This is a genomic window from Bacillus sp. EE-W1, from assembly GCF_009760835.1.
Lineage (GTDB): Bacteria > Bacillota > Bacilli > Bacillales > Bacillaceae_G > Bacillus_A > Bacillus_A wiedmannii.
Window position 1 is genome coordinate 549445 of sequence record NZ_WIPE01000074.1, and the last position, 24479, is coordinate 573923.

The 24479-nt window shown below is 35.8% G+C and carries 26 protein-coding genes and 1 pseudogene; 6 read left to right on the plus strand and 21 right to left on the minus strand.

The genetic code is table 11. The features are described from left to right. Window positions 1-248: 248 nt before the first annotated feature. The 3 genes from GFJ36_RS22180 to ispG all read left to right on the plus strand — a co-directional run bounded on the left by GFJ36_RS22180 (window position 249) and on the right by ispG (window position 2718). Window positions 249-1007: a DUF1189 domain-containing protein gene (locus GFJ36_RS22180; RefSeq protein WP_000021902.1), complete on the plus strand. Its 759-nt coding sequence runs from the start codon at window positions 249-251 to the stop codon at window positions 1005-1007. Window positions 1008-1078: 71 nt separating this feature from the next. Then, window positions 1079-1444 carry a protein YqfZ gene (yqfZ, locus tag GFJ36_RS22185; protein WP_048541536.1) on the plus strand — a complete coding sequence of 122 codons (366 nt, stop codon included), beginning with the start codon at window positions 1079-1081 and terminating at the stop codon, window positions 1442-1444. Window positions 1445-1608: 164 nt separating this feature from the next. Then, window positions 1609-2718, plus strand: a complete 1110-nt coding sequence (gene ispG, locus GFJ36_RS22190; RefSeq protein ID WP_122950842.1) for a flavodoxin-dependent (E)-4-hydroxy-3-methylbut-2-enyl-diphosphate synthase — start codon at window positions 1609-1611, stop codon at window positions 2716-2718. A gap of 79 nt (window positions 2719-2797) precedes the next feature. On the opposite strand, the gene GFJ36_RS22195 is transcribed toward ispG, so the two are convergent. From GFJ36_RS22195 to GFJ36_RS22210, 4 genes are all read right to left on the minus strand, one after another. Beyond that, on the minus strand, window positions 2798-3211 hold the full coding sequence (locus GFJ36_RS22195) for a Fur family transcriptional regulator (RefSeq protein ID WP_001054512.1): 414 nt from the start codon (window positions 3209-3211) through the stop codon (window positions 2798-2800). Between the two features lie 13 nt (window positions 3212-3224). Next, complete coding sequence (locus tag GFJ36_RS22200) at window positions 3225-4058, minus strand: metal ABC transporter permease (protein WP_087985252.1); 834 nt, start codon at window positions 4056-4058, stop codon at window positions 3225-3227. After that, complete coding sequence (locus GFJ36_RS22205; RefSeq protein WP_001059648.1) at window positions 4058-4828, minus strand: metal ABC transporter ATP-binding protein; 771 nt, start codon at window positions 4826-4828, stop codon at window positions 4058-4060. Before GFJ36_RS22205 ends, GFJ36_RS22200 begins: the two co-directional genes overlap by 1 nt. A 241-nt stretch (window positions 4829-5069) precedes the next feature. Next, a complete protein-coding gene (locus GFJ36_RS22210) occupies window positions 5070-5948 on the minus strand; it encodes a YitT family protein (RefSeq protein WP_000435955.1) in 879 nt (292 codons plus the stop codon). A gap of 149 nt (window positions 5949-6097) precedes the next feature. On the opposite strand from GFJ36_RS22210, the gene GFJ36_RS22215 reads away from it, so the two are divergent. Continuing rightward, window positions 6098-6352 (plus strand): DUF2624 domain-containing protein, encoded by a 255-nt coding sequence (locus tag GFJ36_RS22215; protein ID WP_001048965.1) that lies wholly within the window; start codon window positions 6098-6100, stop codon window positions 6350-6352. Window positions 6353-6378: 26 nt separating this feature from the next. Here GFJ36_RS22215 and GFJ36_RS22220 read toward each other — a convergent pair whose 3' ends face one another. Together GFJ36_RS22220 and GFJ36_RS22225 are read right to left on the minus strand one after the other, a co-directional pair. Further along, window positions 6379-7275, minus strand: a complete 897-nt coding sequence (locus GFJ36_RS22220; RefSeq protein WP_088064422.1) for a deoxyribonuclease IV — start codon at window positions 7273-7275, stop codon at window positions 6379-6381. Window positions 7276-7465: 190 nt separating this feature from the next. Further along, window positions 7466-8776, minus strand: a complete 1311-nt coding sequence (locus GFJ36_RS22225; RefSeq protein WP_000194012.1) for a DEAD/DEAH box helicase — start codon at window positions 8774-8776, stop codon at window positions 7466-7468. A gap of 180 nt (window positions 8777-8956) precedes the next feature. Between GFJ36_RS22225 and vrrA the strand changes: the two genes are divergently transcribed. Together vrrA and GFJ36_RS22235 are read left to right on the plus strand one after the other, a co-directional pair. After that, the gene (gene vrrA / locus GFJ36_RS22230) at window positions 8957-9721 is read left to right on the plus strand and encodes a VrrA/YqfQ family protein (RefSeq protein WP_157349736.1); all 765 of its coding nucleotides are present in this window, start codon (window positions 8957-8959) and stop codon (window positions 9719-9721) included. An 89-nt stretch (window positions 9722-9810) separates the two neighbouring features. Continuing rightward, complete coding sequence (locus tag GFJ36_RS22235) at window positions 9811-10761, plus strand: 4-hydroxy-3-methylbut-2-enyl diphosphate reductase (RefSeq protein WP_087985254.1); 951 nt, start codon at window positions 9811-9813, stop codon at window positions 10759-10761. 38 nt (window positions 10762-10799) lie between these two features. Here the strand turns inward: GFJ36_RS22235 and GFJ36_RS22240 are convergent. From GFJ36_RS22240 to GFJ36_RS22305, 15 genes and pseudogenes are all read right to left on the minus strand, one after another. Next, window positions 10800-11922, minus strand: a pseudogene (locus GFJ36_RS22240) (Nif3-like dinuclear metal center hexameric protein). Then, window positions 11919-12626: a tRNA (adenine(22)-N(1))-methyltransferase gene (locus GFJ36_RS22245; RefSeq protein ID WP_088608156.1), complete on the minus strand. Its 708-nt coding sequence runs from the start codon at window positions 12624-12626 to the stop codon at window positions 11919-11921. The pseudogene GFJ36_RS22240 and the gene GFJ36_RS22245 overlap by 4 nt, the downstream one beginning before the upstream one ends. A gap of 165 nt (window positions 12627-12791) precedes the next feature. Beyond that, entirely contained in the window at window positions 12792-13148 is a 357-nt protein-coding gene (cccA, locus tag GFJ36_RS22250) for a cytochrome c550 (protein WP_000828141.1), read from the minus strand. 385 nt (window positions 13149-13533) lie between these two features. Then, window positions 13534-14661 (minus strand): RNA polymerase sigma factor RpoD, encoded by a 1128-nt coding sequence (gene rpoD / locus GFJ36_RS22255; RefSeq protein ID WP_000764061.1) that lies wholly within the window; start codon window positions 14659-14661, stop codon window positions 13534-13536. 59 nt (window positions 14662-14720) lie between these two features. Then, window positions 14721-16517 (minus strand): DNA primase, encoded by a 1797-nt coding sequence (dnaG, locus tag GFJ36_RS22260; RefSeq protein ID WP_000528234.1) that lies wholly within the window; start codon window positions 16515-16517, stop codon window positions 14721-14723. A gap of 82 nt (window positions 16518-16599) precedes the next feature. Next, window positions 16600-16770, minus strand: coding sequence for a DUF188 domain-containing protein (locus tag GFJ36_RS30280; protein ID WP_179862445.1), 171 nt, complete (start codon window positions 16768-16770; stop codon window positions 16600-16602). A gap of 598 nt (window positions 16771-17368) precedes the next feature. After that, on the minus strand, window positions 17369-18181 hold the full coding sequence (locus GFJ36_RS22265; protein WP_000368941.1) for a pyruvate, water dikinase regulatory protein: 813 nt from the start codon (window positions 18179-18181) through the stop codon (window positions 17369-17371). A gap of 29 nt (window positions 18182-18210) precedes the next feature. After that, entirely contained in the window at window positions 18211-18843 is a 633-nt protein-coding gene (gene ccpN, locus GFJ36_RS22270) for a transcriptional regulator CcpN (protein WP_002077328.1), read from the minus strand. Between the two features lie 107 nt (window positions 18844-18950). After that, a complete protein-coding gene (gene recO, locus GFJ36_RS22275; protein ID WP_000487012.1) occupies window positions 18951-19697 on the minus strand; it encodes a DNA repair protein RecO in 747 nt (248 codons plus the stop codon). Window positions 19698-19730: 33 nt separating this feature from the next. Then, window positions 19731-19874 (minus strand): YqzL family protein, encoded by a 144-nt coding sequence (locus tag GFJ36_RS22280; protein ID WP_000883924.1) that lies wholly within the window; start codon window positions 19872-19874, stop codon window positions 19731-19733. A 176-nt stretch (window positions 19875-20050) separates the two neighbouring features. Next, window positions 20051-20956 carry a GTPase Era gene (gene era, locus GFJ36_RS22285; RefSeq protein ID WP_001080239.1) on the minus strand — a complete coding sequence of 302 codons (906 nt, stop codon included), beginning with the start codon at window positions 20954-20956 and terminating at the stop codon, window positions 20051-20053. After that, complete coding sequence (locus GFJ36_RS22290; RefSeq protein WP_001086294.1) at window positions 20949-21347, minus strand: cytidine deaminase; 399 nt, start codon at window positions 21345-21347, stop codon at window positions 20949-20951. The genes era and GFJ36_RS22290 overlap by 8 nt, the downstream gene beginning before the upstream one ends. Window positions 21348-21446: 99 nt before the next feature. Continuing rightward, window positions 21447-21800, minus strand: coding sequence for a diacylglycerol kinase family protein (locus GFJ36_RS22295; RefSeq protein WP_000715485.1), 354 nt, complete (start codon window positions 21798-21800; stop codon window positions 21447-21449). Further along, window positions 21797-22267: an rRNA maturation RNase YbeY gene (ybeY, locus tag GFJ36_RS22300; RefSeq protein ID WP_000054689.1), complete on the minus strand. Its 471-nt coding sequence runs from the start codon at window positions 22265-22267 to the stop codon at window positions 21797-21799. The genes GFJ36_RS22295 and ybeY overlap by 4 nt, the downstream gene beginning before the upstream one ends. Beyond that, the gene (locus GFJ36_RS22305) at window positions 22264-24408 is read right to left on the minus strand and encodes an HD family phosphohydrolase (RefSeq protein WP_048541521.1); all 2145 of its coding nucleotides are present in this window, start codon (window positions 24406-24408) and stop codon (window positions 22264-22266) included. The genes ybeY and GFJ36_RS22305 overlap by 4 nt, the downstream gene beginning before the upstream one ends. Window positions 24409-24479: the final 71 nt, after the last annotated feature.

The window sequence follows — 24479 nt, forward strand, 5'->3', positions numbered from 1 at the left end:
GGGTCCACAATTATGTATGTAACAACATATCAAATAAAGGAATTCCTATCGGATATATCCTTTAAGAAATGTAAGATAAATTTACCATATGGCAAAGAAAAGTGTCAATTGTATTTTTCTCATATAAAAGAAGAAAATTAATAAAAAGAAATTTAGTTATCTCCACTATATGTAAATATAATATATCTTGAGATTCTCTAGATTCCTACGTTACAATGATTTTATACATACATAAAGGAAGTGAATCTATGTCCATATTTACCCAATTAGCAAAAAGCGTATATTCGCCTAAAGATATGGCGTTATTCCGTTTTCAAAAAATCGGAAAAACCATTTTGTATATTATGCTACTTTGTCTAATCACTACTATTCCAAGAACATTCTTTTACGGCAGCTTTATTCAAGATAGTGTTACCATGGTAAATCAAGCAATTGAAAAAGATTTACCTGATTTTAAAATCGAAAACGGTGAACTAAAAGCAGATATTGAACAACCTATTCTAAAGGAAGAAGGAGATGCTCTTTTCGTATTTGATCCCAATACAACAGATATAGAAACATATCAAAACAAAACTGGTTTATTTATTTTAAAAGATAAAGTAGTTTCTATAGGAAATGGTCAAACACAAACATACTCCTATAATGATTTATTAGGGACATCTCTTGAGAAGAAAGACTTGCAAGATTTCATTTCTGTATTCGATAGTATTTATCCAATTTTACTAGCTGTTATCGGCGTGTTAGTATATCTATTCCAATTGTTTATTACTTTCTTAGGAATTACTTTACTTGCGTTTATAGGTTCTGCTATGAGCGGTCAACGTAAATTATCTTATAAGCAAGTATGGACGTTAACTGCATACAGCTACACAATTCCAACAATCTTCTTTATGATTATGGATCTATTCAAAATTGTTGTACCTGGTTCAACATTCATTTATATCGCAGTTGTTTTAATTGTTCTTTACTTAACGATTAAAGAAGTTCCAAAACCGAAAGAAAAATAAAAACGAAAAAATGCCTAAATAGGCATTTTTTTTTTGGACAAGCATATATTCCTAGCAAAGGAGTGAAGAATATGAAAAGATTAGGTATATTCTTATTCGTGCTTGTTCTTGGTTATATATTTTATTACGATATAAAAATCGGCACTTTACCGATGTTAAGTTCATATAAAAAAACAACCGCTGCCCAAACGATAAAGCAAGAAAATACAGATACAAAACAAAAGAAAGAGAACAAAGCAGAAAAAGAAACAGATGTAACTTATAAAACAATCGAAGTCAAAACAGGTGAGACAGTTCTTTCTATTACCGAACAAATCAATAAGAAAAAAATCCCTTCCATTGAAAAGGTAATTGATGACTTTAAACAACTAAACAAAAGTACATCTGCTACAAAAATACAAATTGGAAAGTCTTATAAATTCCCGTTATATCAATGAGCAATCACTTAATCCTTGTCAATTACATCAAGGCGCTGATACAATAGTAAAAGTGAAACCGAGCACTTCGGTTTCTATAGCCCTGTATCACGTATACTTTCATTGATATGAGGGACTAAATAAGAAACTTCTTTTATAAGGAGAGCGATCTATTCGTGAATGAAATGACTCATCGTACAAAAACACGTCCAGTTAAAGTCGGTAATTTAACAATTGGCGGTAATAATGAATTAATTATACAAAGTATGACAACAACAAAAACACATGATGTTGAAGCAACAGTTGCTGAAATTAAACGTTTAGAAGAAGCTGGCTGTCAAGTCGTCCGTGTTGCTGTTCCAGACGAACGCGCAGCAAATGCTATTGCTGATATTAAAAAACAAATCAACATTCCACTTGTTGCTGATATTCATTTTGATTATCGTCTTGCTTTAAAAGCAATTGAAGGTGGCATTGATAAAGTACGTATCAATCCAGGTAACATTGGTCGTCGCCATAAAGTAGAAGCTGTTGTAAATGCAGCAAAAGAACGCGGTATTCCAATCCGTATCGGTGTAAACGCAGGTTCATTAGAACGTCACATTTTAGAAAAGTACGGATACCCAACTGCAGATGGTATGGTCGAGAGCGCCCTACATCACATTAAAATTTTAGAGGATTTAGATTTCCACGATATTATCGTATCTATGAAAGCCTCTGATGTTAACTTAGCAATTGAAGCATATGAAAAAGCTGCTCGTGCTTTTGATTACCCATTACATTTAGGTATTACAGAATCCGGAACATTATTTGCCGGAACTGTAAAAAGTGCCGCTGGTCTTGGCGCAATCTTAAATAAAGGCATCGGAAATACACTACGTATTTCATTAAGTGCTGACCCAGTTGAAGAAGTAAAAGTTGCGCGTGAACTATTAAAGTCATTCGGTCTTGCATCTAATGCAGCAACACTTATTTCTTGTCCAACTTGTGGTCGTATTGAAATTGATTTAATTAGCATCGCTAACGAGGTGGAAGAATACATCTCTACACTAAAAGTACCAATTAAAGTTGCAGTACTTGGTTGCGCTGTAAACGGTCCTGGTGAAGCTCGTGAAGCTGATATCGGTATTGCCGGTGCACGTGGAGAAGGATTATTATTCCGTAAAGGGCAAGTTGTTCGTAAAGTACCAGAAGAAATAATGGTAGAAGAACTGAAAAAAGAAATTGATGTAATTGCTGCTGAAATGGCTGCTGAACGAGAAAAAGAAAAAGAAAAAGAAACACAAGAACAATAAAAAGAAGGTTGCCACAATATTTGTGGGCAACCTTCTTTTTTACGTAAAAAAGCTCGTCAGTTATGTAACCGACGAGTTCTTATTTTGCACATTTTGGACAACGGCCATATATTTCAAACTTATGACCGGTTACTTCATAACCGTTAAAATCTTTATTCATAAAATCCATCGGGCAGGAAGTAATCTCTTTCGTTCCCCCGCAATCTAAACAAATAAAATGATGATGATGTTCCATAATAGAACATGTAAAACGAAAATGTTTTTCACCATTTAATTCCGTTTGTTCTAAAACACCGATTTCAGCAAACACCGTTAAGTTACGATAAATCGTATCAAAGCTAAGACCTGGATAATCATCCTTCATATGCTCTAAAACGTCTTTCGCCGTTAAATAACGATTGTGAGCTGCAAATAACCTGAGCATTTCTTCCCTTTTCCCCGTATGTTTGTATCCTTTATCTTTCATTAGGCGTAAAGCTTCTGTTAGATTCATATCTATCCCTACTTTATGCAGTTTTTTTCTTTTTCCATAAAATTGCACCAATTAAAATAAGAACTGCTATCATAACAATTGTACCACCTGGTGCTAGATCAAGTTGATATGAAGCAAACATTCCACCAATTACTGCAATTTCACCAAATAAAATGGAAAAGAAAATTGTTTGTTTAAATCCATTCGCAATACGAATACTTGCTGCAACTGGTAACGTCATTAATGATGATACGAGAAGAACCCCTACTACACGCATTGATACTGCAATAACAAGAGCAACCAATATAATGAAAATAAAGTGAATCCACTTTGCACTCAAACCGGTTGATACAGCATATTCCTCATCAAACGATAGTAAAAATAACTCTTTGTATAATAAAGTGATCGTTACAATAACAACAATTGCTACAATGCCGATGATTACTAAATCCGTACTTGTTACAGCACTTACACTCCCAAATAAATAACTAAATAAATCAGTGTTAAATCCATTTGCAAGTGATATAAAAATAACCCCAATCCCCATTCCTGCTGAAAGAATAATCGGAATTGCTAATTCTTGATAATGTTTATATACAGTACGTAATTTTTCAATTAGTAACGCCCCACCAATAGAAAAAATCATTCCCATATATAACGGATTTAAAAATCCTCCTGTGAAAATTGTTTTTTCTAGTAGTAAACTTGCAGCAATACCCGATAATGTCACGTGACTTAAAGCATCCGCAATAAGCGACATTCGGCGAATGACAACAAATACACCGATAAGCGGCGCAACAAGTCCTATTAAAATCCCTGCATATAAAGAGTTCCGTAAAAAGTCATATTGTAAAAAATCTTGTATCATTATATCCTCCCGTGATGCTCATGCTCGTGTTCTAAACGATGAACATGATGTCCATATAAGACGGACATTTCTGCATCTTCTAACTCTCGGAACTTCTCTACATTTCCATGGAAATGTAGATGTTGGTTTAAGCATGCAACATGTGTTACCTTCTCTGTAACAGCTCCCATATCATGAGTAACGAGAATTAATGTGATTCCTAACCTTTTGTTTAAATCCTCTAATATCTCATAAAAACTTTCTACATTCTTCACATCGATTCCAACAGTGGGCTCGTCCAAAATAAGTAATTCAGGATCACTAACGAGCGCACGAGCAATAAATACACGCTGTTGTTGTCCACCAGAAAGTTCTCCGATATTGCGCCCTTGAAACGCACTCATCCCTACATCAGCAATCGCTTTTTCTACCTTTTCCTTATCGTTTTTCGTGAAAAAGCGAAACAGCCCTTTTTTCGAAACGAGTCCCATTGATACAACTTCAAAAACAGTGGCCGGAAAACCAGAATTAAAGCTATTTGCCTTTTGCGACACATAACCAACTTTGTTCCATTCTTTAAACTTCTTACTGTCAACACCAAACAAACGAATACTTCCCTGTTTTGGCTTTAAAACGCCTAATAAACATTTTAGCAAAGTAGATTTCCCAGAACCATTTGGCCCAACTAAACCTAAAAAAGCTCCCTTCGGAACTTGCAAATTAATATCTTCTAACACATTTCGATCTTCATATCGAAATGACAATCCTTCTATTTCTAATATATTATTCATAGCATCTCACCTATTTTAATTCAGAATGATTCCGATTTATATCTATTTGAATTATAGTACAGCTTATTATAGTTGTAAACCAATCTGCCTAAAATATATCAATTTTTTCAAGAAACCTTACTATTATAACAAAAAGCAGAGAAAAATTCTCTGCTTCCGAAAAATATTCCTATAAAATGAAACCTTAATCAGATGAGGCCATCCCCTAACGATTGGCGAGGGTTTTTACTGGATAAATTTTCTAGTGGATAGCCGATTTAAACTTACCACCATTTGTCTCTTGTGTATTCATAATCGTAACAAACGCATTCGCATCAATTTCATACACAATTGATTTTAACTTCGTCACTTCCAGACGCGTTACAACTGCATAAATAACTTCTTTTTCTTTATCCGTGTAACCGCCTTTCGCTACAAGCTTTGTAGTTCCACGACCAAGACGATGCAAAATCGCATTTGATACTTCCTCATATTGATCTGATACAATTAAAACTGCTTTCGTTTCATCTAAACCTTGAATGACTGTATCAATTGTTTTGAATGCGATATAGTACGTCATAACAGAATACATAGCTTGTTCAACACCAAATACAAATGCTGCCCATGCAAAAATGAATAAGTTCACAAACATTACAAATTCGCCAACAGAGAAAGGTAATTTCTTCGTTAATAAAATACCCATAATTTCTGTTCCGTCCATTGATCCACCATGGCGAATAACGAGCCCTACACCAATACCTAAAATAAGACCACCAAACACTGTTGCTAAAATCGGCTCTGTTGTAAATGGCGGAACAGCATGTAACGTTGATTCAATAAACGCTAAAGCTACAATACCGAACGCCGAAGATAACATGAACGTTTTCCCGATTTGCTTATAACCTGAATACATAAATGGGATATTGAGAATAACGACTAAAGTAGAGAAACTTAACCACCAAATATTAGGAGTAAGATAATCTAATATAAGAGAAATACCAATAATTCCACCATCAATAATTTTATTTGGCATTAAAAATAGTTCAATCGCTACCGCTGCGCATGCTGCCCCAAAAATAATCATAACTAAACGATAAATAAGATGGATAACACTTTCTTTTCGATGTTGCTTTTGTTCCATAGGTCCTCCTTATACTCTTTTTCTATAGTTTTGTCCTTATATTATAACATACGCTTCTTTTTCTCATGGAAAAAGAAACTCTATACGAATATGTACAAGCTACGTACTCATATATTTCGATAGAAGAACGTGTGAAGGAGGATAACTCGATGAACCTCATTAAACAACTTGTAAATAAAAAATTAAATCATATTTCTACAAAAGAGTTATTGAAATATAGTAAAGAATATGAAGTTTCTATTACGACTGCACAAGCGGATCAAATTGTTTTACTTATGAAAGGAAAGAATATTAACATTTACGATAATGACGAACGGCTAGAGCTCTTAAAACAAATAGCAAAAGTAACCTCCCCTGCTACTGCCCAACAAGTAAATACTTTATTTCAGCAACTACTAAAATAAGGAGGGGAAAATCCCCTCCTTATTGCTTATTGCGCTTTAATTTTCTCAAGAATTCCTTCATCAAAAGTACCATTTTTCAGCATTTCGATTTCTAATTTATATGGTGGCTTCTTATCTTTTTTATCTTCACCTACATATGGCGTTTCAAGAATTTTTGGTACGTGCATTAACTGCGGATGATGCACAATATGATGTAACGCTTTATAACCGATATGACCGAAGCCGATATTTTCATGACGGTCCTTTCCTGCGCCGCATACATTTTTACTATCATTAATATGAAGTACTTGCAAACGATCCATACCAACAATCTTATCAAATTTATTTAATACGCCGTCAAAATCATTTACAATATCATATCCTGCATCGTGCGTATGACACGTATCAAAGCATACTGATAATTTTTCATTATATTTTACACCATCAATAATCTTTGCAATTTCTTCAAAGCTACGACCGCATTCTGTTCCTTTTCCTGCCATCGTTTCTAACGCAATGTTAACCGTCTGCTCTGGCATTAATACTTCATTAAGCCCTTTAATAATTTGTTGAATACCAGCATCCGCTCCTGCACCAACGTGCGCACCTGGGTGAAGAACGATTTGTTTCGCTACACCTAATGCCGATGTTCTTTCAATTTCCATGCGAAGGAAGTCTACACCTAATTGGAATGTTTCTGGCTTCGTCGTATTCCCAAGATTAATAATATATGGCGCATGTACGATAATTTCCTCAATACCGTTTAGTTCCATATGTTTTCTTCCTGCTTCTATGTTCAATTCTTCAATTGGTTTTCTTCGTGTATTTTGCGGTGCACCTGTATAAATCATAAACGTCGTTGCACCGTATGAAACAGCCTCTTCACTTGCTGCTAATAACATTTTCTTACCACTCATAGAAACATGAGATCCAATCTTTAACATACAATCACCTCTTCAATATACAATAGATATAATGATAGCATAATTTGTAGAAATATGTAGCGAATTGTTTGTTCCTAAAACACTACGCAAATTGTAACTAGCTACACCGAAACTTTAATCAGTGTTTTTTCATTCCCCACCGATTATTATCCCGCAAATATCCGGATAAAAAAAGATAAGGGGGCTCCCCTTATCTTTTTTTATTGCTATATTTTTTCTTCACTTTATCACGTTCTGTTGCAAGTTTACGTTTATAGTTTGGTTTTACTTTTTTCGGCTTTTTAATAACTTTCGTTGCCATAACATCAAGTTCATCATTTGGTTTTTTACGGCTCTTACGACGACGACGTTCACCTAAATCCGCCCACTCATCTCCGCGTAACTCTACATGCTTGAACTCAATATGACGTTGTTTTTCTAAACTATCTAACGCTTCTTCGTTTGCTGGATCATAAATCGTCACTGCAATACCTGAATGCCCCGCACGTGCTGTTCTTCCAACGCGGTGAACGAAGAAATCTAAATCTGATGGAAGTTCGTAGTTAATAACATGACTAATTCCTTCAATATCAATACCACGTGCTGCTAAATCAGTTGCAACAATATATTGGAATTCAAGATCACGAATTTGTTTCATCATTTTTTTACGATCACGCGGTGATAAATCTCCGTGAATTCGTCCAACTTTTAAGCCACGTTCCATTAATCCGTCAGCAACCTGATCCGCCATCTTCTTCGTATTCGTGAAAACAACTGCTAAATACGGTTTAAATTGTAGCAACATTTTGTTCACTAAATCGATTTTGTTACGATGTTTAGAAGGTACTAAATAATGCTCAATATTCCCAGCCGCAACTTGTTTTGGATTGATATGAATATGCTCTGGATTCTCCATATATTTCTTCAGAAACGGTTTTAGTTTTTGAGGAATTGTTGCAGAGAAAACTAGCATTTGCAGGTTTCTAGGCATGCGTGATGCAATTTTGTCTACATCATGAATGAATCCCATATCAAGCATTAAGTCTGCTTCATCGACAATAATAGTATTTGCTTTATGAACAAATAATGCTTGTGCTTCCACTAAATCTTTAATACGTCCTGGTGTTCCAACTACAATATGAGGTTGTTTTTTCAACTTTTCAATTGATCGTTGTTTATCAGTTCCACCAATTAAACAACGTGCTGTAATCATTTGATCTTCCGCACAAAACTTTGTTAATTTCACGATTTCTTCGTAAATTTGTTGTGCTAACTCACGAGTAGGCGCTGTAATAACAAGTTGTACTTCTTCACGACTTGCATTAATTCTGTTCAATGTAGGAAGTAAGTATGCATGTGTTTTCCCAGAACCTGTTTGGGATTGTCCAATTACACTTACACCTTTTTTCACGACCGGGAAAATTTTCTTTTGAATTCCTGTCGGCTCTGTAAAGCGTAGTTCACGAACTGCATCTATTAAAAATGGTTTAAAATCATACTGTGTAAAAGTTTGTTGTGTCATAAGTTACACCTTCTTTCTAAATTTCTACTGCGCGCACAAATCAGCCAAGTCTACATTATATCGAAATCTACAAGTAAAATCCATCTTTAGTTTAGGTTTTTACTTCAAAAACTAACCTTCTTCCCTCTTATTGCATATTGTATGTGTATATACCTAACTGAAGAAAGGAGGATTTCTCACATGTTTCCAAAATCCCACACAAGGCAAATGTATCCGAATCAAGGACAGCAACCTTATACACCATATCCAATTCCACAACTACCACCGATGGCACAAAAAAAGAAAGGGTTCCTTGCTAAACTCTTTAAAAAACACGATCCAACCGAGCCTTTCATGCAAATGGTTCCACCTTATCGACAAATGGATGGACCGCCGCCAATGATGCACCAGCAACCGCCGCCAATGATGCACCAGCAACCGCCGCCCCAATACCAACAACAATACCAATACCAATACCAACAACAATACCCGCAGCAATACTCACAACAATATCAACCATACATGCAGCAACATCCAGAGCAAATGATTCCCCCTCAAATGTATGAATCAAATGAAACGCGCGGCGGTGCAGCAACTACAGCAGCATCAAGTAGCGGCATCGGCAGTTTTTTTGCAAATTTAATTTCGAATCCAACTAATATGATAAACAATATTGAAAAAGTATCCCAAGTCGTTCAATCTGTAAGCCCTGTCGTCGAACAGTACGGTCCTATTATGCGTAACCTACCAAGCATTGTTAAAATCCTCACCTCTGGAAAAAGTACGGAAGAAGATCCAACTAAAAATCCAACTGAAGACATAACAGAAAAGGTTGAGGTAGCAACTCCGCCTCCTCCACAAAAAAAAAGAAAAAGAAAAAAAATAGTGATTGAGCCTGTCATAGAAAAAGAATTACGAGAGGAGCCTGTTCAAAAAATAGCAACAAAACCAAAACTATATGTGTAACAATCCTTTGTTTTCTATCCATTCCTCCTTTATAATGTAAAAGACTATGCACAAAAGTATCCCTTGTTTAGAAGGAGAGGATTACTCATATGAAAATTGTTAAAATTTCCCCTCGTGGTTATTGCTACGGTGTTGTGGACGCGATGGTTATTGCACGTAACGCCGCATTAGATACATCATTACCAAGACCTATTTATATTTTAGGTATGATTGTTCACAACAAACATGTAACAGATGCATTCGAAGAAGATGGCATCATTACATTAGACGGTCCAAGTCGATTAGAAATTTTAGATAAAATCGATTCTGGTACTGTTATTTTCACTGCACACGGTGTTTCTCCAGAAGTTAAACAACGTGCAAAAGAAAAAGGTTTAACGACAATCGATGCCACTTGTCCAGATGTTACAAAAACACATGACCTTATTGAAGCAAAGAAAGCTGAAGGTTACCATGTCATTTATATCGGCAAAAAAAATCATCCAGAACCAGAAGGTGCAGTTGGTATTGCACCTGACATCGTTCACCTTATCGAAAGAGCTGATGATTTAAAAACATTAGAAATTCCAACAGATAAAATTTTAGTTACAAATCAAACAACGATGAGCCAATGGGATGTTCAACATTTAATGGAGGACATTCAGAAGAAATTCCCAACAGCAGAATTCCATAAGGAAATTTGTTTAGCAACTCAAGTTCGCCAAGAAGCTGTCGCTAAACAAGCTGATGTTGCAGACTTAACAATTGTTGTCGGTGATCCGAAAAGTAACAACTCAAACCGTTTAGCACAAGTATCACAAGAAATCGCTGGTACGAAAGCATACCGCGTTGCAGACGTAAGTGAGATTAAATTAGAGTGGCTACAAGGTGTAGAAAACGTAGCTGTTACAGCAGGTGCTTCTACTCCAACTCCAATTACAAAAGAAGTTATCGCTTTCTTAGATCAATATGATCCAATGAATCCCGCTACATGGGAGAGAGTTCGAAAAGTACCATTACAAAAAATATTGCCTCGTGTAAAAGTGAAAAAAGAACAATAATAAAAACCGTTGCCTATAAGCAACGGTTTTTATTTTTCTTATACAAATGTAAATGGATCTGTATGTAATTGCGAAGCATGAATGTGTACATTGAGTTTCTTGTCATCCAATTTTTCTTGTAATTGCTTTTGTACACCTTGCTTCATTACTTTTTCAACGTTATGTCCTGGGTCAACTATATTTAAACCGAGCATCATCGCATCATGAGCAACATGATAATACATGTCACCTGTTACATATACATCCGCTCCTTTAAATTTAGCTTGATTGATGTATTTGTTACCATCGCCACCAAGTACAGCTACTTTGCGCACTTTATCATTTAAATCCCCAACAACTCGTGCACCCTTTACATCTAATGATTTCTTTACATGTTCCGCAAACTGTCCAAGTGTCATTTCTTCTTGTAAATATCCTATTTTTCCAAGCCCTAATGTTTCACCTTTGTTATCAAGTGGATACACATCATATGCTACTTCTTCATATGGATGTGCCGTTACCATTGCTTTAATCACTTTTCGCTGTAGTGAAGCTGGAATTATCGTTTCGATTCGCACTTCTTCTACGCGTTCTAACTGCCCAGTTTCCCCGATATAAGGATTTGTTCCCTCTTGAGGTACAAACGTACCTGTACCCTCGCTATTAAACGTACAGTGGCTATAATTGCCGATATGACCAGCACCTGCGTCTCCTAATGCTTTTCGTACTTCTTCTGCATGAGTTACTGGCACAAACACAACAACTTTTTTCATTTCTTCTGCATATGTCGGTGCCAAAACTTCTGTATTTTGCAATCCTAACGCCTTCAGCAAGTAAATCATTTACCCCACCCTTAGCAACATCCACATTTGTATGTGCTGCATAAATGGCAATATCATTTTTAATACACGTTTCAATAATTCTTCCGTACGCTTTATCTGTATGAATCGCTTTTAACGGATTAAAAATTAAAGGGTGATGCGCAATAATGACATTCGCCCCTAATTGAATTGCTTCATCCACAACTTCCTCCGTTACATCTAACGCAATCAATACGTGTTGTACGGGTTTATTAAGCGCTCCAATTTGCAGGCCAATCTTATCTCCTTCCATCGCCAAATGCTTCGGATACATACTTTCAAATAAAGAAATAATTTCATGGCCATTTGGAATTTTACTCATGATAAAACCTCCCGTATCATTTTCATTTTCGCTTCTACTTCCGCACGCTTCGCTTTTGTTTCTTCAGAATCAGCCGCACGTTCTAACTGCTTTAAAATATTTTGGAAGTTTTTCAATTCCCCTTCCCATTTTTCAACGAAAGCTTCACCTTTTTCTTTTATTAAAAATGGTCCCATAAATAATTCCGCTTGTTTATTTTCAGAATAAGGCACCGCAACGTCTCCTCGCTCGCCTACTAAAATCTCGTAAATTTTCCCATCTTCTTTTACGATTTTTTCATGGATAAGCTCCCATCCATTCTCAATAAACCATTCACGAATGTGATGCGCTGCAATATTCGGCTGTAAAATTAAACGAGTTACCCCTTCTAATTTTTCTTTACCACTTTCTAAAATGTCACGAATTAACGCTCCGCCCATTCCAGCAACCGTAATTACATCTACTTCTCCTGGCGCGATAACAGCTAATCCATTCCCTTTACGCACATCTACTTTATCTTGTAAGCCACTTTCAGCTACAGTTGCTTGTGCAGAGCGAAATGGTCCATCTACAACCTCTCCAGCAACTGCTTTTGTAGCAATATTATTTATAATTGTATAACACGGTAAATACGCATGATCCGATCCAATATCAGCTACTGTAGATCCTACCGGTATTTCACGCACTACTTCTTCTAATCGTTTTGAAAGCTTTACTTCATTCATGTATTTCCATTACTCCTTCTCTTGTCAGTCTGTCTCCATGATAATGAATTTATAGTCGTTGTTGCAAGCCTATAAAAACAATTCACTTCTCTATCACTCATCGTATTTTAGAAAATATAGAAAAACAAGCCCTTTGCATAAGCAAAAGGCTTGTCATACGGAACTTTATTTTTTCTTCGATAACCAATCAGCTACTTTAGCGGCTTGATCAGCTGGAACTATATTGGCAGGCATATTTCCTTTTCCTTTCGAAAGAATTTCTTTAATTTCATCTTTTGAAAGTTTTCCACCAATTTTTTGTAAATTAGGTCCTACTGCCCCTTGTAACTGATCACCGTGGCAGCTCGTACAGCTTTGCTTCACAATATCCTCTGGTTTTGATGCTGTTTGTGCTGGCTTCCCGCCATTTTTTGCATCAGCTAACTCTTTAGATTTATTTAGCCCCTGAAATGAAAATACAAACATAACGATAATACCTAATGCTGCAATAAGAGCGAACGGAATCAGCGGATTACGTTTCATATCTCTTCTCCCCCCTCTATACCCCTAAATAGTTAGATGATTCAGTCATTTCCATTGTACTTGAAAACGCTCTATCAGAAAAGAGTAAACTACTAATCGTTAAAAATATTCCATAAATTCAGTTTATTGTTTTTTATTGTTATATCGCTTATTATTTCGATAATTATTAACGTTTCTCATCATATTTTTCACTTTTCTACATATATTTTTGTATAGAATACACAAAATTAATCGAAAAATCGAAAAATGAGCATTTGCAAATCAAAAGACAATTCTGTAAAATAAATTACAAGAAATTGTAATCGTTGCTGATAGCTAAAGTTTAACAAAAGTTAACAAAATAAAAAAGTTTACTTCACAAAGGTGAAGTAAACTTAAAGGTAGCCTATTCTAAGAAATCCTTAAGACGCTTACTACGGCTTGGATGTCTTAATTTACGAAGTGCTTTTGCTTCAATTTGACGGATACGTTCTCTCGTTACGCCGAATACTTTCCCAACTTCTTCAAGCGTACGAGTTCGTCCATCATCTAAACCAAAACGAAGACGTAGAACATTTTCTTCACGATCTGTTAGTGTATCTAACACATCTTCTAATTGTTCTTTTAGCAATTCATACGCTGCATGGTCCGCAGGCGATGTTGCTTCTTGGTCTTCAATAAAATCACCTAAATGGGAGTCATCTTCTTCACCGATCGGTGTTTCAAGAGAAACTGGCTCCTGTGCAATTTTTAAGATTTCGCGTACTTTTTCTGGAGCAAGATCCATTTCTTCACCAATCTCTTCAGGAGATGGTTCGCGTCCTAAATCTTGTAGTAATTGACGTTGTACACGAATTAACTTATTAATCGTTTCAACCATATGAACTGGGATACGAATTGTTCGTGCTTGGTCTGCAATCGCACGTGTAATCGCTTGGCGAATCCACCAAGTTGCATACGTACTAAATTTGAAACCTTTACGATAATCGAACTTTTCAACCGCTTTAATTAGACCCATATTCCCTTCTTGGATTAAGTCTAAGAAAAGCATACCACGGCCCACGTAGCGCTTTGCAATACTTACTACAAGACGTAAGTTTGCTTCTGCAAGACGACGTTTCGCTTCTTCATCCCCTTCTTCAATACGCGTTGCAAGTCGAATTTCTTCTTCTGCAGATAGTAAATCTACACGACCAATTTCTTTTAAATACATACGAACGGGATCATTGATTTTAACCCCAGGTGGTACACTTAAATCATTAAGGTCAAATTCTTCTTCCGCTTTTGTAATTTGGCGATTATTAGGACCTTCGTCGTTATCATTGTCACCAACTAAGTCAATCCCTTGTTCACCTAAATATTCATAGTATTCATCCATTTGATCGGATTCAATTTCAAATCCATTCATGCGTTCTGCAATCTCTTCATATGTAAGAACGCCACGTTTTTTTCCGAGCTCAGTGAGTTGTTCTTTCACTTGCTCAAGGGTCATTTCAGTTTCAATTTGTTTAGAACGAGCTGGTTTGTCAGCCATCTGTTCCCCTCCTTACGCGAGATACAAACATTCATTATACTAAAAATTTATCAAAAAAGCTATTTTCTCGCTTTTTGATTTTGTAAATATGCTACATAATATTTAGCAGCCTCTACAGGATCTGTTTTTTCCATTTGTTTTACCTTAAAGATGATTTCCATCTTTTCAAGTTTTTCTTGATGACGGCTGAGCGTCTCCAAATGGCCTTGTAACACTTCTTCTGTGTATTCTGGATTAATAAATTCATCCGTCGAAATATCAGTGATAATATTTTTCAACTTCTCATCAGAGAGCCAACTTAAAAATGTTCCGACTGAAGGTTCATTTCCCTTTTCATAATATGCGTATAGTTCATATAAAATCCCTTTATGTTCTTCTGTATGAAAATCTTCTATGTGGGATTCCATACGAACAGCCACTTCTGGACTTTGCAACATATGATAAATAATTTCTCTTTCTGCCCTTTCAAAACCTGTTAACTTCGGTTTTGTTTGAACAATTTGAGACGGCTTAGAAACCTGCTTTACTTGTTTTTGCTGTACCTTTTGTTCTTTGCGATATTGGTGCAATTGATTCAAAAGAGTTTCCATTGAATACGAAAATTCTTGCGATAATGACTTCAAATATGATTCTGCCTGCATCGCATCCTGTAGCAACGATAACTCTTTTAAAACACTTTTCACATATTCTTCTTTGCCAGACTCATCTTGCAAATTTTTCCCTAAACGCAAATAATTTATTTTAAAACCAACAAAACTTATACTTGATTTCACAAGATTTTCAAAAGCAGTTGTCCCATATTGTTGCACATATTCATCAGGATCAAGCTTATCTGGCAAGGATGTAACTTTCACTTGGCAACCAACTTTTAGCAATAATTGCCCTGCTTTCATCGTTGCTTCTCGCCCTGCTTTATCACCATCATAGCAAAGAACAACAGTTTCAACGTTACGTCGCAGAAGTTTTGCTTGTTCTTCAGTTAAAGCTGTTCCCATTGTCGCGACAGCTTCTTCCACACCACTTTTTACCGCAGCCATTACGTCGGCATACCCTTCAAAAAGGACCACTTGCCCACGCTTTCTAATAAACGGCCTCGCTTGGTGGAAGTTATACAACAATTTACTTTTATGAAAAATCGGTGTTTCAGGGCTATTTAAATATTTTGGAGTGTCATCTCCTAATGCCCTTCCACTAAACGCTATCACTTTACCTTGTAACGTATAGATTGGAAACATAACTCTTCCACGGAAGCGATCATAATGACTACCATCCTTCTCGCTTCTTATGAGAAGACCAGCTTGTTCCATACTAGACAGCGATAAACCTCTTTTTTGTAAAATTTTCGTTGCTGCATCCCAAGCAGGTGACGCATAACCAATTTCAAACTTCTCAATCATCTCTTTCGTAATACCACGTTTTAACAAATACGAAAGTGCTTCATTTCCTTCTTCTGTATTTACTAATAAATGATGATAGTACTTTTTCAAAAGTTCATGAGCCTGTTGCATGATGACAGTGTCATCAGATATGTCTTCTTGTTGTCCTTGCCCTGATGTATACTCTGCAACCGCCATTCCATTTCTTTCACCTAGCTTTTGAACAGCCTCGGTAAAAGCCAATCCTTCCATTTTCATTAGAAAGGAAAATACATTTCCACCTTCTCCACATCCGAAGCAATGAAAAATTTGCTTATCAGATGAAACAGAGAATGAAGGAGAATTCTCACCATGAAATGGACAAAGGCCAAAATAGTTACGCCCCTGTTTTCTAAGTTGAACGTATTCACCAATCACTTCTACAATATCCGATGACGTCCGAATCTGTTCAACAACTTCTTCGGGAATTCTGTTCCCCATAAATCCATCTCCGTGTCGTATTTTGTATTCGATAAAAATTAAAAAATTCCTTTATAATTCGACAATATTTTTTCTAAACTTATTAGAAAGTGTTGTCGATCACGTTATCAAACGATTTTGTAGGCCCTTTTCTGCGTAATTTCGCAGATACGTACCTACTATATAAAATTGTATCCATTTGCTCACCTGTTACAAATGTACCTCCTGGAGACAATACATATACACTTTTTACAAGAAGACTAGCAAGCACCATATCCTATGTGATCACGAGATCTGTTTTTTTTGCATGTTGATACATATAAAAAATCAACTGTAGCTTATTCAGTATCTACGTAGATCCAATTTCCCTTGCTACTTCCTTAAACGATGAGCATACGATGTGACAAACAAAATTTCGACATGAACTTTCGTTCCAACTTGCACAATTTTCAGCATTCACAGGCTATGCATCTGCATCAACTAATACGATATTGATGTTTTGCATATTTCTGTATTCTACATCCCTTCTGCGAATCCTTCCATAATGTGCGTTTTCTTGTATAGATTTTGTCGATTTAACGTAATTACATGTCTTTTCGTAAATCCTATCCCTAGTTTATTCTGAAAAATTAAAGTCTAAACGTAAAATATAGGTTTTTATCACAATTTTTTATTATAATATATTTTCTTCAACTACGCTACATATCCCTTTATTTTTTCATCTTCTATTTCAGGATAACGAAACCCTGCCTTTAGCATAATAAAAAGACAGAAGAATATAAGTATAACCACTCCGCTATAATCTATTACGAAATTAACAGGTATTGTGTTTCTCACGAGCGAAAAAAGCACATTCACCTTTGGTAAATGTGCTAAAACAATTTTTGGTTTTGCACTGCATTCACAATAATGTTGGCTGTTTCTTCAATCGCTTTATTCGATACATCAATTACTTGACAATTTATTTTACCAACTACATTCTCAAAGTGATCAATTTCTTCTTTAATACGATTAATATTGGCATATGTTGCACCATCACTTAGTCCAAGTGATTTCAATCGCTCTTTTCGAATATGATTCAACTTCTCTGGCGTAATTTTCAAACCGAAGCATTTTTCTTTAGCCACTTGATATAACTCTTCAGGCGGATCTACTTCTGGTACGAGCGGTACATTAGCAACTTTCAAACGTTTGTTATGAGCTAAATATTGAGAAAGTGGTGTTTTTGATGTGCGCGAAATCCCAATCAACACGATATCTGCTTTTAAAATACCACGCGCGTCTCTACCATCATCATACTTTACAGCAAACTCAATCGCTTCAATCTTTTTAAAGTATTCTTCATCTAATCTACGAACAACACCCGGCTCATATCTTGGTACTTGCCCTGTAATTTCTTCAATTTGATCGATAAGAGGCCCGATAATATCATATGCCTCTACGCCTTCTTTCGCAGCCTCTGTCACTAAATACTGACGCATGTCAGGCTTTACTAACGTAAAACAAATAAGCGCTTGATTGCTCTTAGCAATCGAAATCACTTCTTTTAATGTCCCTGTATCTTCTACATACGGTACACGTCTAATATCAGGAGCAAATGGGAATTGCCCCATCGCTGCTCGAACAACCAAATCAGCCGTTTCTCCAACAGAGTCAGATACGACATATACGATTTTATTATCCATTATATTACCTCACTTTAAACAAATTACACTTATTCGTTATTTACTAAGTTTACAAACGCACGTGTAATATTTGTTTTTGTAATTCGTCCAATCACTTCTAAACCTTGCTTCGTATCTTTCACAACCGGCATCGCATCAATCTGTCTTTCTATTAATTCCATCGCAATATCATACAAAGAATCCTCTCTACGACACATCGCAATGTTTGGCATCCTTGTCATGATAATATTAACCGGAAGAGAGGTTAAATCCTGCTTTCCAAGGCTAGCTCTTAATAAATCTTTACGAGACACAACACCAACTAATAGAATCGCCTGATCTACAACAAATAAGGTACCTACGTCCTCTAAAAACATTGTACAAATCGCATCGTATACTGATACATTTTTATCAATTACAGCTGGTCTAGATTGATAATCTTGTACTTTAATTTTCTTAACAGCCTCAGATAATAGCTGCCCCCCGGTTTTACCCGTATAAAAATAACCTACGCGTGGACGCGCTTCTAAATAACCAGCCATCGTTAAAATTGCTAAGTCTGGTCTTAGTGTTGCACGTGTTAATCCTAATTGCGCAGCAATTGACTCCCCTGTAATAGGACCGTGATCTTTTACAATCTGAATGATATGTTCTTGCCGTTTATTCAGCTCTATGATAATCACCACCTTTAATGCACAACGAAAAAAGTTATACTATCTCTTAAATATTATATACTAAATATGCTATTTGAAAAAGATAGGATGTAAAAAGGACCGTATACGGCCCCAAATTATATTTGAAACTTATCAAGTTGTTCTAAGAAACGTCTTGACTTCAAATAAATCCCGCAATATTCATCATAATATGTATTCAATACTAAACGCATTTGTTTTTTTGTGCTATCCTTCACCGATACATTACCAAGTCTATGTAAATCGAAGTGGTAGAAAAGACGTAATAATTTATGAACAGCTTCCCCCACTGGTATACGATACTGGTCTTGCTCAGCATGACGCGAGCACAGAAAACCGCCTTCCCGGACAGAGAAGGCGACAAAATCTGTTTCTTGATGACAAATCGCACATGTATCAAAGTACGGGCGCATCCCTAATACCGGAAGCATTTTCGTTTGATAAATTAATGATAATACTTCTGAATCAACACCCTCACACATATAATGCAACGTTTGATATAACATTTCAAATAAATATGGATTATGTTTTTTATCTTCTGTTGCTTTATCAGTTAACTCAACAATAAATGATGCATAAGCAGTTAAAAATATATCCTCGCGAATTTCTTTCATAGTTGAAATAATCTCGCCTTGTTGCAAAGTTCCAAGTCCAGATCCCATTTGAATAAGAAAATTACCATGGGTCATAAGTTGCGAAACAGATGCTAACCGGCTTTTCGGTTTTTTCGCTCCTCTTGCCATTGCACTTACCTTACCCAATTCTCTTGAGAATATTGTAACAATCTTGTTCGTTTCTCCGTAATCTGTCGTACGGATAACGATGCCCTCAACTTTTTGAAACATGTTCGTCACCATCCAAGGTTTGAACAAAACGGGTCAAGAAATTGGAGAGTCTAGATGCGCTAGCTCCTCTTCATGTTGATCCATCTCATCGTTTACGTCTTTTTCCATTTCTTTCAAAAGCAAGTACGTTTCAATGCTTCCTGTTTTGGAGAAAAACTTCCAGGTAAAATCTAGCATAAGAATCCACCTTTCTCAATAAGCGTAGCCTATAAACCAATTTCCTTTGTTGTTATTAAATTGACCCATTTTGTCCATTTTCATGTGAGAAAAATTTTTCCTAATTTATCAAAACTCATAAAAACCAATAATCAGCGGATGAACAAAACATCCGCTGATTACAGATTTACTCTATTTTAGTACTCGTCTTCGCGGAAACCAAGGTCACGAAGCTGAGACATTTTATTACGCCAATCTTTTTGCACTTTTACCCATACTTCTAAAAATACTTTAGAACCAAGTAATGCTTCAATGTCAAAACGAGCTCGCTTACCGACTTCTTTTAACATCTTTCCTTGCTTACCTATAATAATTCCTTTTTGTGATGCACGTTCAACAACAATCGTTGCGTTTATATAAACCGCTCCGCCCTCACGTTTTTGAATTGCATCAATAACAACCGCTACAGAGTGCGGCACTTCTTCACGTGTTAAATGTAATACTTTTTCACGAATAAGCTCTGAAATAATAAATCGCTCTGGATGATCCGTTACTTGATTATCTGGGTAGTATTGCGGTCCTTCTGGTAAATACTTTTTAATTGTTCCAATTAAAGCATCCACATTATTGCCGTCTAATGCAGAAATTGGTACAATCTCTGCAAACTCATATAGTTTACGGTATTGATCAATTAACTCTAATAATTGCTCTGGATGAAGTTGGTCAATTTTATTAATTACTAAAAATACTGGTTGTTTCGTTTCTTTTAATTTCTCAATAATGAATTCCTCACCGCGACCAAATCCTTCAACTGCATTGACCATAAACAGAACAATATCAACTTCTTTTAATGTCGTTTGAGCCATCTTCACCATGAAGTCGCCTAATTTATGTTTAGGTTTATGTATTCCTGGTGTATCAATAAAAATTACTTGTGAATCATTTTCTGTATATACGCCTTGAATTTTATTACGAGTTGTTTGTGGCTTATCACTCATAATGGCAATTTTCTGGCCGATAATACGATTTAAAAATGTAGATTTCCCAACATTCGGTCTGCCAATAATAGAGACAAAACCTGATTTATAACCTTTTCTATTCATGTAAATCCTCCGCTAAAAATGCTCCTGGTAACAATTCTCCGACTGTCGTCTCTTGAACGTCACCATGTAAATTTGATAGGTATACTTTCGTATCCTGTTTACATAATTCTACCATAACTTGTCGACATGCTCCACAAGGAGGTACTGGACGCTTTGTATCCGCCACAATCGCGATAGCTACAAACTCTTTATCTCCTTCAGAAACCGCCTTAAATAAAGCTGTTCTTTCTGCACAGTTACATAAGCCATATGATGCATTCTCAACATTACATCCACGATATACTTTTCCATCCTGTGTTAATAATGCTGCACCTACTTGAAATTTAGAATATGGTACGTACGCTTGTTTACGCGCTTCGATTGCTTCTTGAATTAATTGTTTACTATTCATATTCCCGCATCCTTCCTGTCCACAGCTGTGAATAGATACACTCTCTCATTAAAGGCCTTTACGGCACTTTCAAAGCTTCATAAAAGCTTTGGAATGCAACTATACCACATACGGCAAAAAGATAATAGCACCAATTATAACGGCTATTATCGCAAACAATAAAACCGATCCGGCTGCGACATCCTTTGCAATTTTCGCAAACGGATGTATATCGGTAGTCGCTAAATCTACTGTTTTTTCCACAGCCGTATTTACCATCTCTAAACTCATTACAATTCCTATTACAATAAGTAATACCATCCACTCTACTTTCGTAATATGGAAATAAAAGCCGCAGCATATAACAATAACTGCGGCTACATAATGAATTTTCATATTGCGTTCATGACGAAGACAAAAGAATATACCTGCTATAGCATATCCAAAACTATTTATAAGTTTTCCTTTTTTCATCGACCTAATCCAAATGCCTCTAAAATTTCTTTTTGTCTTCCAAACATTTCTTTTTCATCCTCTTCTGTCATGTGGTCATAACCAAGTAAATGTAAAAAGCCATGTAACGCTAAAAAGCCAAGTTCACGATCAAAAGAATGTCCATACTCTTCAGCTTGTTCTTTCGCTCTCGGAATAGAAATAATAAGGTCACCTAACATACGAGGCATCTCTGCACCTACAATTTCCATTTCTCCTTCTCCCATTTCTTCCATAGCAAAGGAAATGACATCAGTAGGCTGATCCTTATCTCGGTAATCACGATTAATCTCGCGAATGCGTTCGTTATCTACAAATGTCACTGATAACTCCGCACCATCCTCTATTTTTTCCATTTGAGCTGCTTTTTCTAATATCTCACGAATTAAATTCACATATTCTTCTTTCACTTCTTCTGTTTCATCAATGAAATCAATTAATAAACTCATTCTTTCTCCTTCTCTTCCGGTGGTTCCGGATATGTAATACGCGAATGGAAAATACCATTTAACGTTTCACATAACGTTTTTCCAACGATTTGTAGTTCCTTAAACGTCAAATCACATTCACTAAATTGCCCATCTTGCAGGCGATCTTTAATAATACTTTGTACTAAATTATTAATTTGATCTGGCGTTGGGTGATTCATAGAACGTACTGCCGCCTCAACACTATCAGCAATACCAACAATTGCCGACTCTTTAGAAGTTGCTTTTGATCCTGGATAGCGAAACATCTCTTCTGTATATTTTTCTTTATCTTCTTTAATCGCCTTATAATAAAAATATTTAAGTAATGTTGTACCATGGTGTTGTCCAGCAATATCGATAATTTCTTGCGGAATATGGTATTCTTCGAGCATTCTGACTCCATCTGTTACATGAGCAATGATAATATCTTTACTCGTCACAGGATCTAATTTATCATGTGGATTTTCAATTCCCATCTGGTTTTCAATAAAGAATTGCGGTTGTACTGTTTTTCCTACATCATGATAATACGCCCCTACACGTGCTAATACACCATTTGCTCCAACCGCTTCACACGCTGCCTCAGAAAGATTCGCTACCATTACACTGTGGTGATACGTTCCTGGCGCTTCTAACAAAATTCTACGTAAAAGCGGATGATTCGGACTTGATAGTTCCATAAGCTTCATGCTTGATACAATTCCAAGTCCACTCTCTAAATATGGTAATATCCCCATAGCCAAAACGGATGAGATAATTCCTGAAACGGAAGCCATCAATAATTGCGTTCCAATTTCAAGAGGTGAAAAATTCCCATTACGTAATAATAATAACGCCGCTAAGACGACCACATTTAAGATAGAAACGAGTATACCAGCTTGCAAAATCATCGTACGACGATTTTTTTCTCTTAAGAAAATGCTTACTGATAATGAACTTAACAACACATAAATACCTACACTATAATTCAGTGTACTTGTTACCCCTTCATTAAACATAATACTTCCGCACACAGAAAAAATCATACTTGTTAAAAATACAAATCGATCGCCAATCATTAGTTTTACAAGTATTGTTCCCATCGCAACCGGGACAACATACGCAATTCCTGCATATTCAAGCTTTTGAAACAAACTAATCGTTTTCATTAAAACAATCGTGATAGATAAAATTGTAATATACGCTAAAATATACGGTCTATCTTCTCTTTTACGCTGTAAAAATACTTCAAACTGCTTATGCATAAAGTACAGTAACACACCAATGAGCACTGCTAATCCAACATAAGGCTGAAAACTATTACCTTTCTCTAATAAACCGACTAATTTCAACTGATTATACATATCACTTGAAATTGTTTCACCTTCTCTAACAATAACTTGTCCTTGAAGAATATAAACAGGTGGAATTAAATCTTCTTCCGCTTTCTTCTTCTCTTTCGTTACAGCCGGATCATAAAAATAATTTGCTGTAATCGCATATGATCCTAGCGCGTTCACAGCTTCCTTCAATCCACTATTCACATTGAGGCTTTTCATTTCATTAACAAATCGCTCTTTTGCTGCTATTTCTTCGGACATTTTAATATTTCCACCCATAATAACACTAATAGACGTTAGAGCCGCGTTCTTTGCTAATTCTAATTGATCCGGTTCTGCATTAATAAAATATAATAAATTTTCATCAGATAATTCCTTTGTTAAATTAGATGGCAACTTCTTCTTCAATTTTTCTAATTTATTTGCATCGGTCATCTTTTTTTGCTCTTCAGGTCCAGCAGCTTTCATCTCTTGAATTGCTTCATTTACCTTAGCAAAAACATCATTTACAATATCTACTCTATTTTGTTTATATTCACTTCTATATGTATATTGATCTCCAACTTTTTGAGCGGCCTCTTGTTTTTTTCTGTCCGTTATAACCTTATCTTCAATTTTAATAGGAGAATGAATTGTTTTTTTTGCAATAGAATACATATCAACATCTAATTGCTCTGGTTTTACATTATTCATAAGTGCAAAAAACAGCACTGCTCCTAATAAAACGTAAGAAATCCAACTTAGTTTTTTCGAATGTTGTAAATTACGAAACCACTTAGAAATTTCTTCAGATCTTAACATGATTTCAATACCTTCTCCTCTCCAGAAATAAAGTGAAACTATTTATAGCTTTCATTTCTTCTAGCCAACAA

Excerpts from the sequence above, each read along its gene's own strand:
- GFJ36_RS22180 (WP_000021902.1), top strand. The coding sequence starts at position 249 with ATGTCCATATTTACCCAATTAGCAAAAAGCGTATATTCGCCTAAAGAT.
- yqfZ (WP_048541536.1), top strand. The coding sequence starts at position 1,079 with ATGAAAAGATTAGGTATATTCTTATTCGTGCTTGTTCTTGGTTATATA.
- ispG (WP_122950842.1), top strand. The coding sequence starts at position 1,609 with ATGACTCATCGTACAAAAACACGTCCAGTTAAAGTCGGTAATTTAACA.
- GFJ36_RS22195 (WP_001054512.1), bottom strand. The coding sequence starts at position 3,211 with ATGAATCTAACAGAAGCTTTACGCCTAATGAAAGATAAAGGATACAAA.
- GFJ36_RS22200 (WP_087985252.1), bottom strand. The coding sequence starts at position 4,058 with ATGATACAAGATTTTTTACAATATGACTTTTTACGGAACTCTTTATAT.
- GFJ36_RS22205 (WP_001059648.1), bottom strand. The coding sequence starts at position 4,828 with ATGAATAATATATTAGAAATAGAAGGATTGTCATTTCGATATGAAGAT.
- GFJ36_RS22210 (WP_000435955.1), bottom strand. The coding sequence starts at position 5,948 with ATGGAACAAAAGCAACATCGAAAAGAAAGTGTTATCCATCTTATTTAT.
- GFJ36_RS22215 (WP_001048965.1), top strand. The coding sequence starts at position 6,098 with ATGAACCTCATTAAACAACTTGTAAATAAAAAATTAAATCATATTTCT.
- GFJ36_RS22220 (WP_088064422.1), bottom strand. The coding sequence starts at position 7,275 with ATGTTAAAGATTGGATCTCATGTTTCTATGAGTGGTAAGAAAATGTTA.
- GFJ36_RS22225 (WP_000194012.1), bottom strand. The coding sequence starts at position 8,776 with ATGACACAACAAACTTTTACACAGTATGATTTTAAACCATTTTTAATA.
- vrrA (WP_157349736.1), top strand. The coding sequence starts at position 8,957 with ATGTTTCCAAAATCCCACACAAGGCAAATGTATCCGAATCAAGGACAG.
- GFJ36_RS22235 (WP_087985254.1), top strand. The coding sequence starts at position 9,811 with ATGAAAATTGTTAAAATTTCCCCTCGTGGTTATTGCTACGGTGTTGTG.
- GFJ36_RS22245 (WP_088608156.1), bottom strand. The coding sequence starts at position 12,626 with ATGAATGAAGTAAAGCTTTCAAAACGATTAGAAGAAGTAGTGCGTGAA.
- cccA (WP_000828141.1), bottom strand. The coding sequence starts at position 13,148 with ATGAAACGTAATCCGCTGATTCCGTTCGCTCTTATTGCAGCATTAGGT.
- rpoD (WP_000764061.1), bottom strand. The coding sequence starts at position 14,661 with ATGGCTGACAAACCAGCTCGTTCTAAACAAATTGAAACTGAAATGACC.
- dnaG (WP_000528234.1), bottom strand. The coding sequence starts at position 16,517 with ATGGGGAACAGAATTCCCGAAGAAGTTGTTGAACAGATTCGGACGTCA.
- GFJ36_RS30280 (WP_179862445.1), bottom strand. The coding sequence starts at position 16,770 with ATGGTGCTTGCTAGTCTTCTTGTAAAAAGTGTATATGTATTGTCTCCA.
- GFJ36_RS22265 (WP_000368941.1), bottom strand. The coding sequence starts at position 18,181 with ATGGATAATAAAATCGTATATGTCGTATCTGACTCTGTTGGAGAAACG.
- recO (WP_000487012.1), bottom strand. The coding sequence starts at position 19,697 with ATGTTTCAAAAAGTTGAGGGCATCGTTATCCGTACGACAGATTACGGA.
- GFJ36_RS22280 (WP_000883924.1), bottom strand. The coding sequence starts at position 19,874 with ATGCTAGATTTTACCTGGAAGTTTTTCTCCAAAACAGGAAGCATTGAA.
- era (WP_001080239.1), bottom strand. The coding sequence starts at position 20,956 with ATGAATAGAAAAGGTTATAAATCAGGTTTTGTCTCTATTATTGGCAGA.
- GFJ36_RS22290 (WP_001086294.1), bottom strand. The coding sequence starts at position 21,347 with ATGAATAGTAAACAATTAATTCAAGAAGCAATCGAAGCGCGTAAACAA.
- GFJ36_RS22295 (WP_000715485.1), bottom strand. The coding sequence starts at position 21,800 with ATGAAAAAAGGAAAACTTATAAATAGTTTTGGATATGCTATAGCAGGT.
- ybeY (WP_000054689.1), bottom strand. The coding sequence starts at position 22,267 with ATGAGTTTATTAATTGATTTCATTGATGAAACAGAAGAAGTGAAAGAA.
- GFJ36_RS22305 (WP_048541521.1), bottom strand. The coding sequence starts at position 24,408 with ATGTTAAGATCTGAAGAAATTTCTAAGTGGTTTCGTAATTTACAACAT.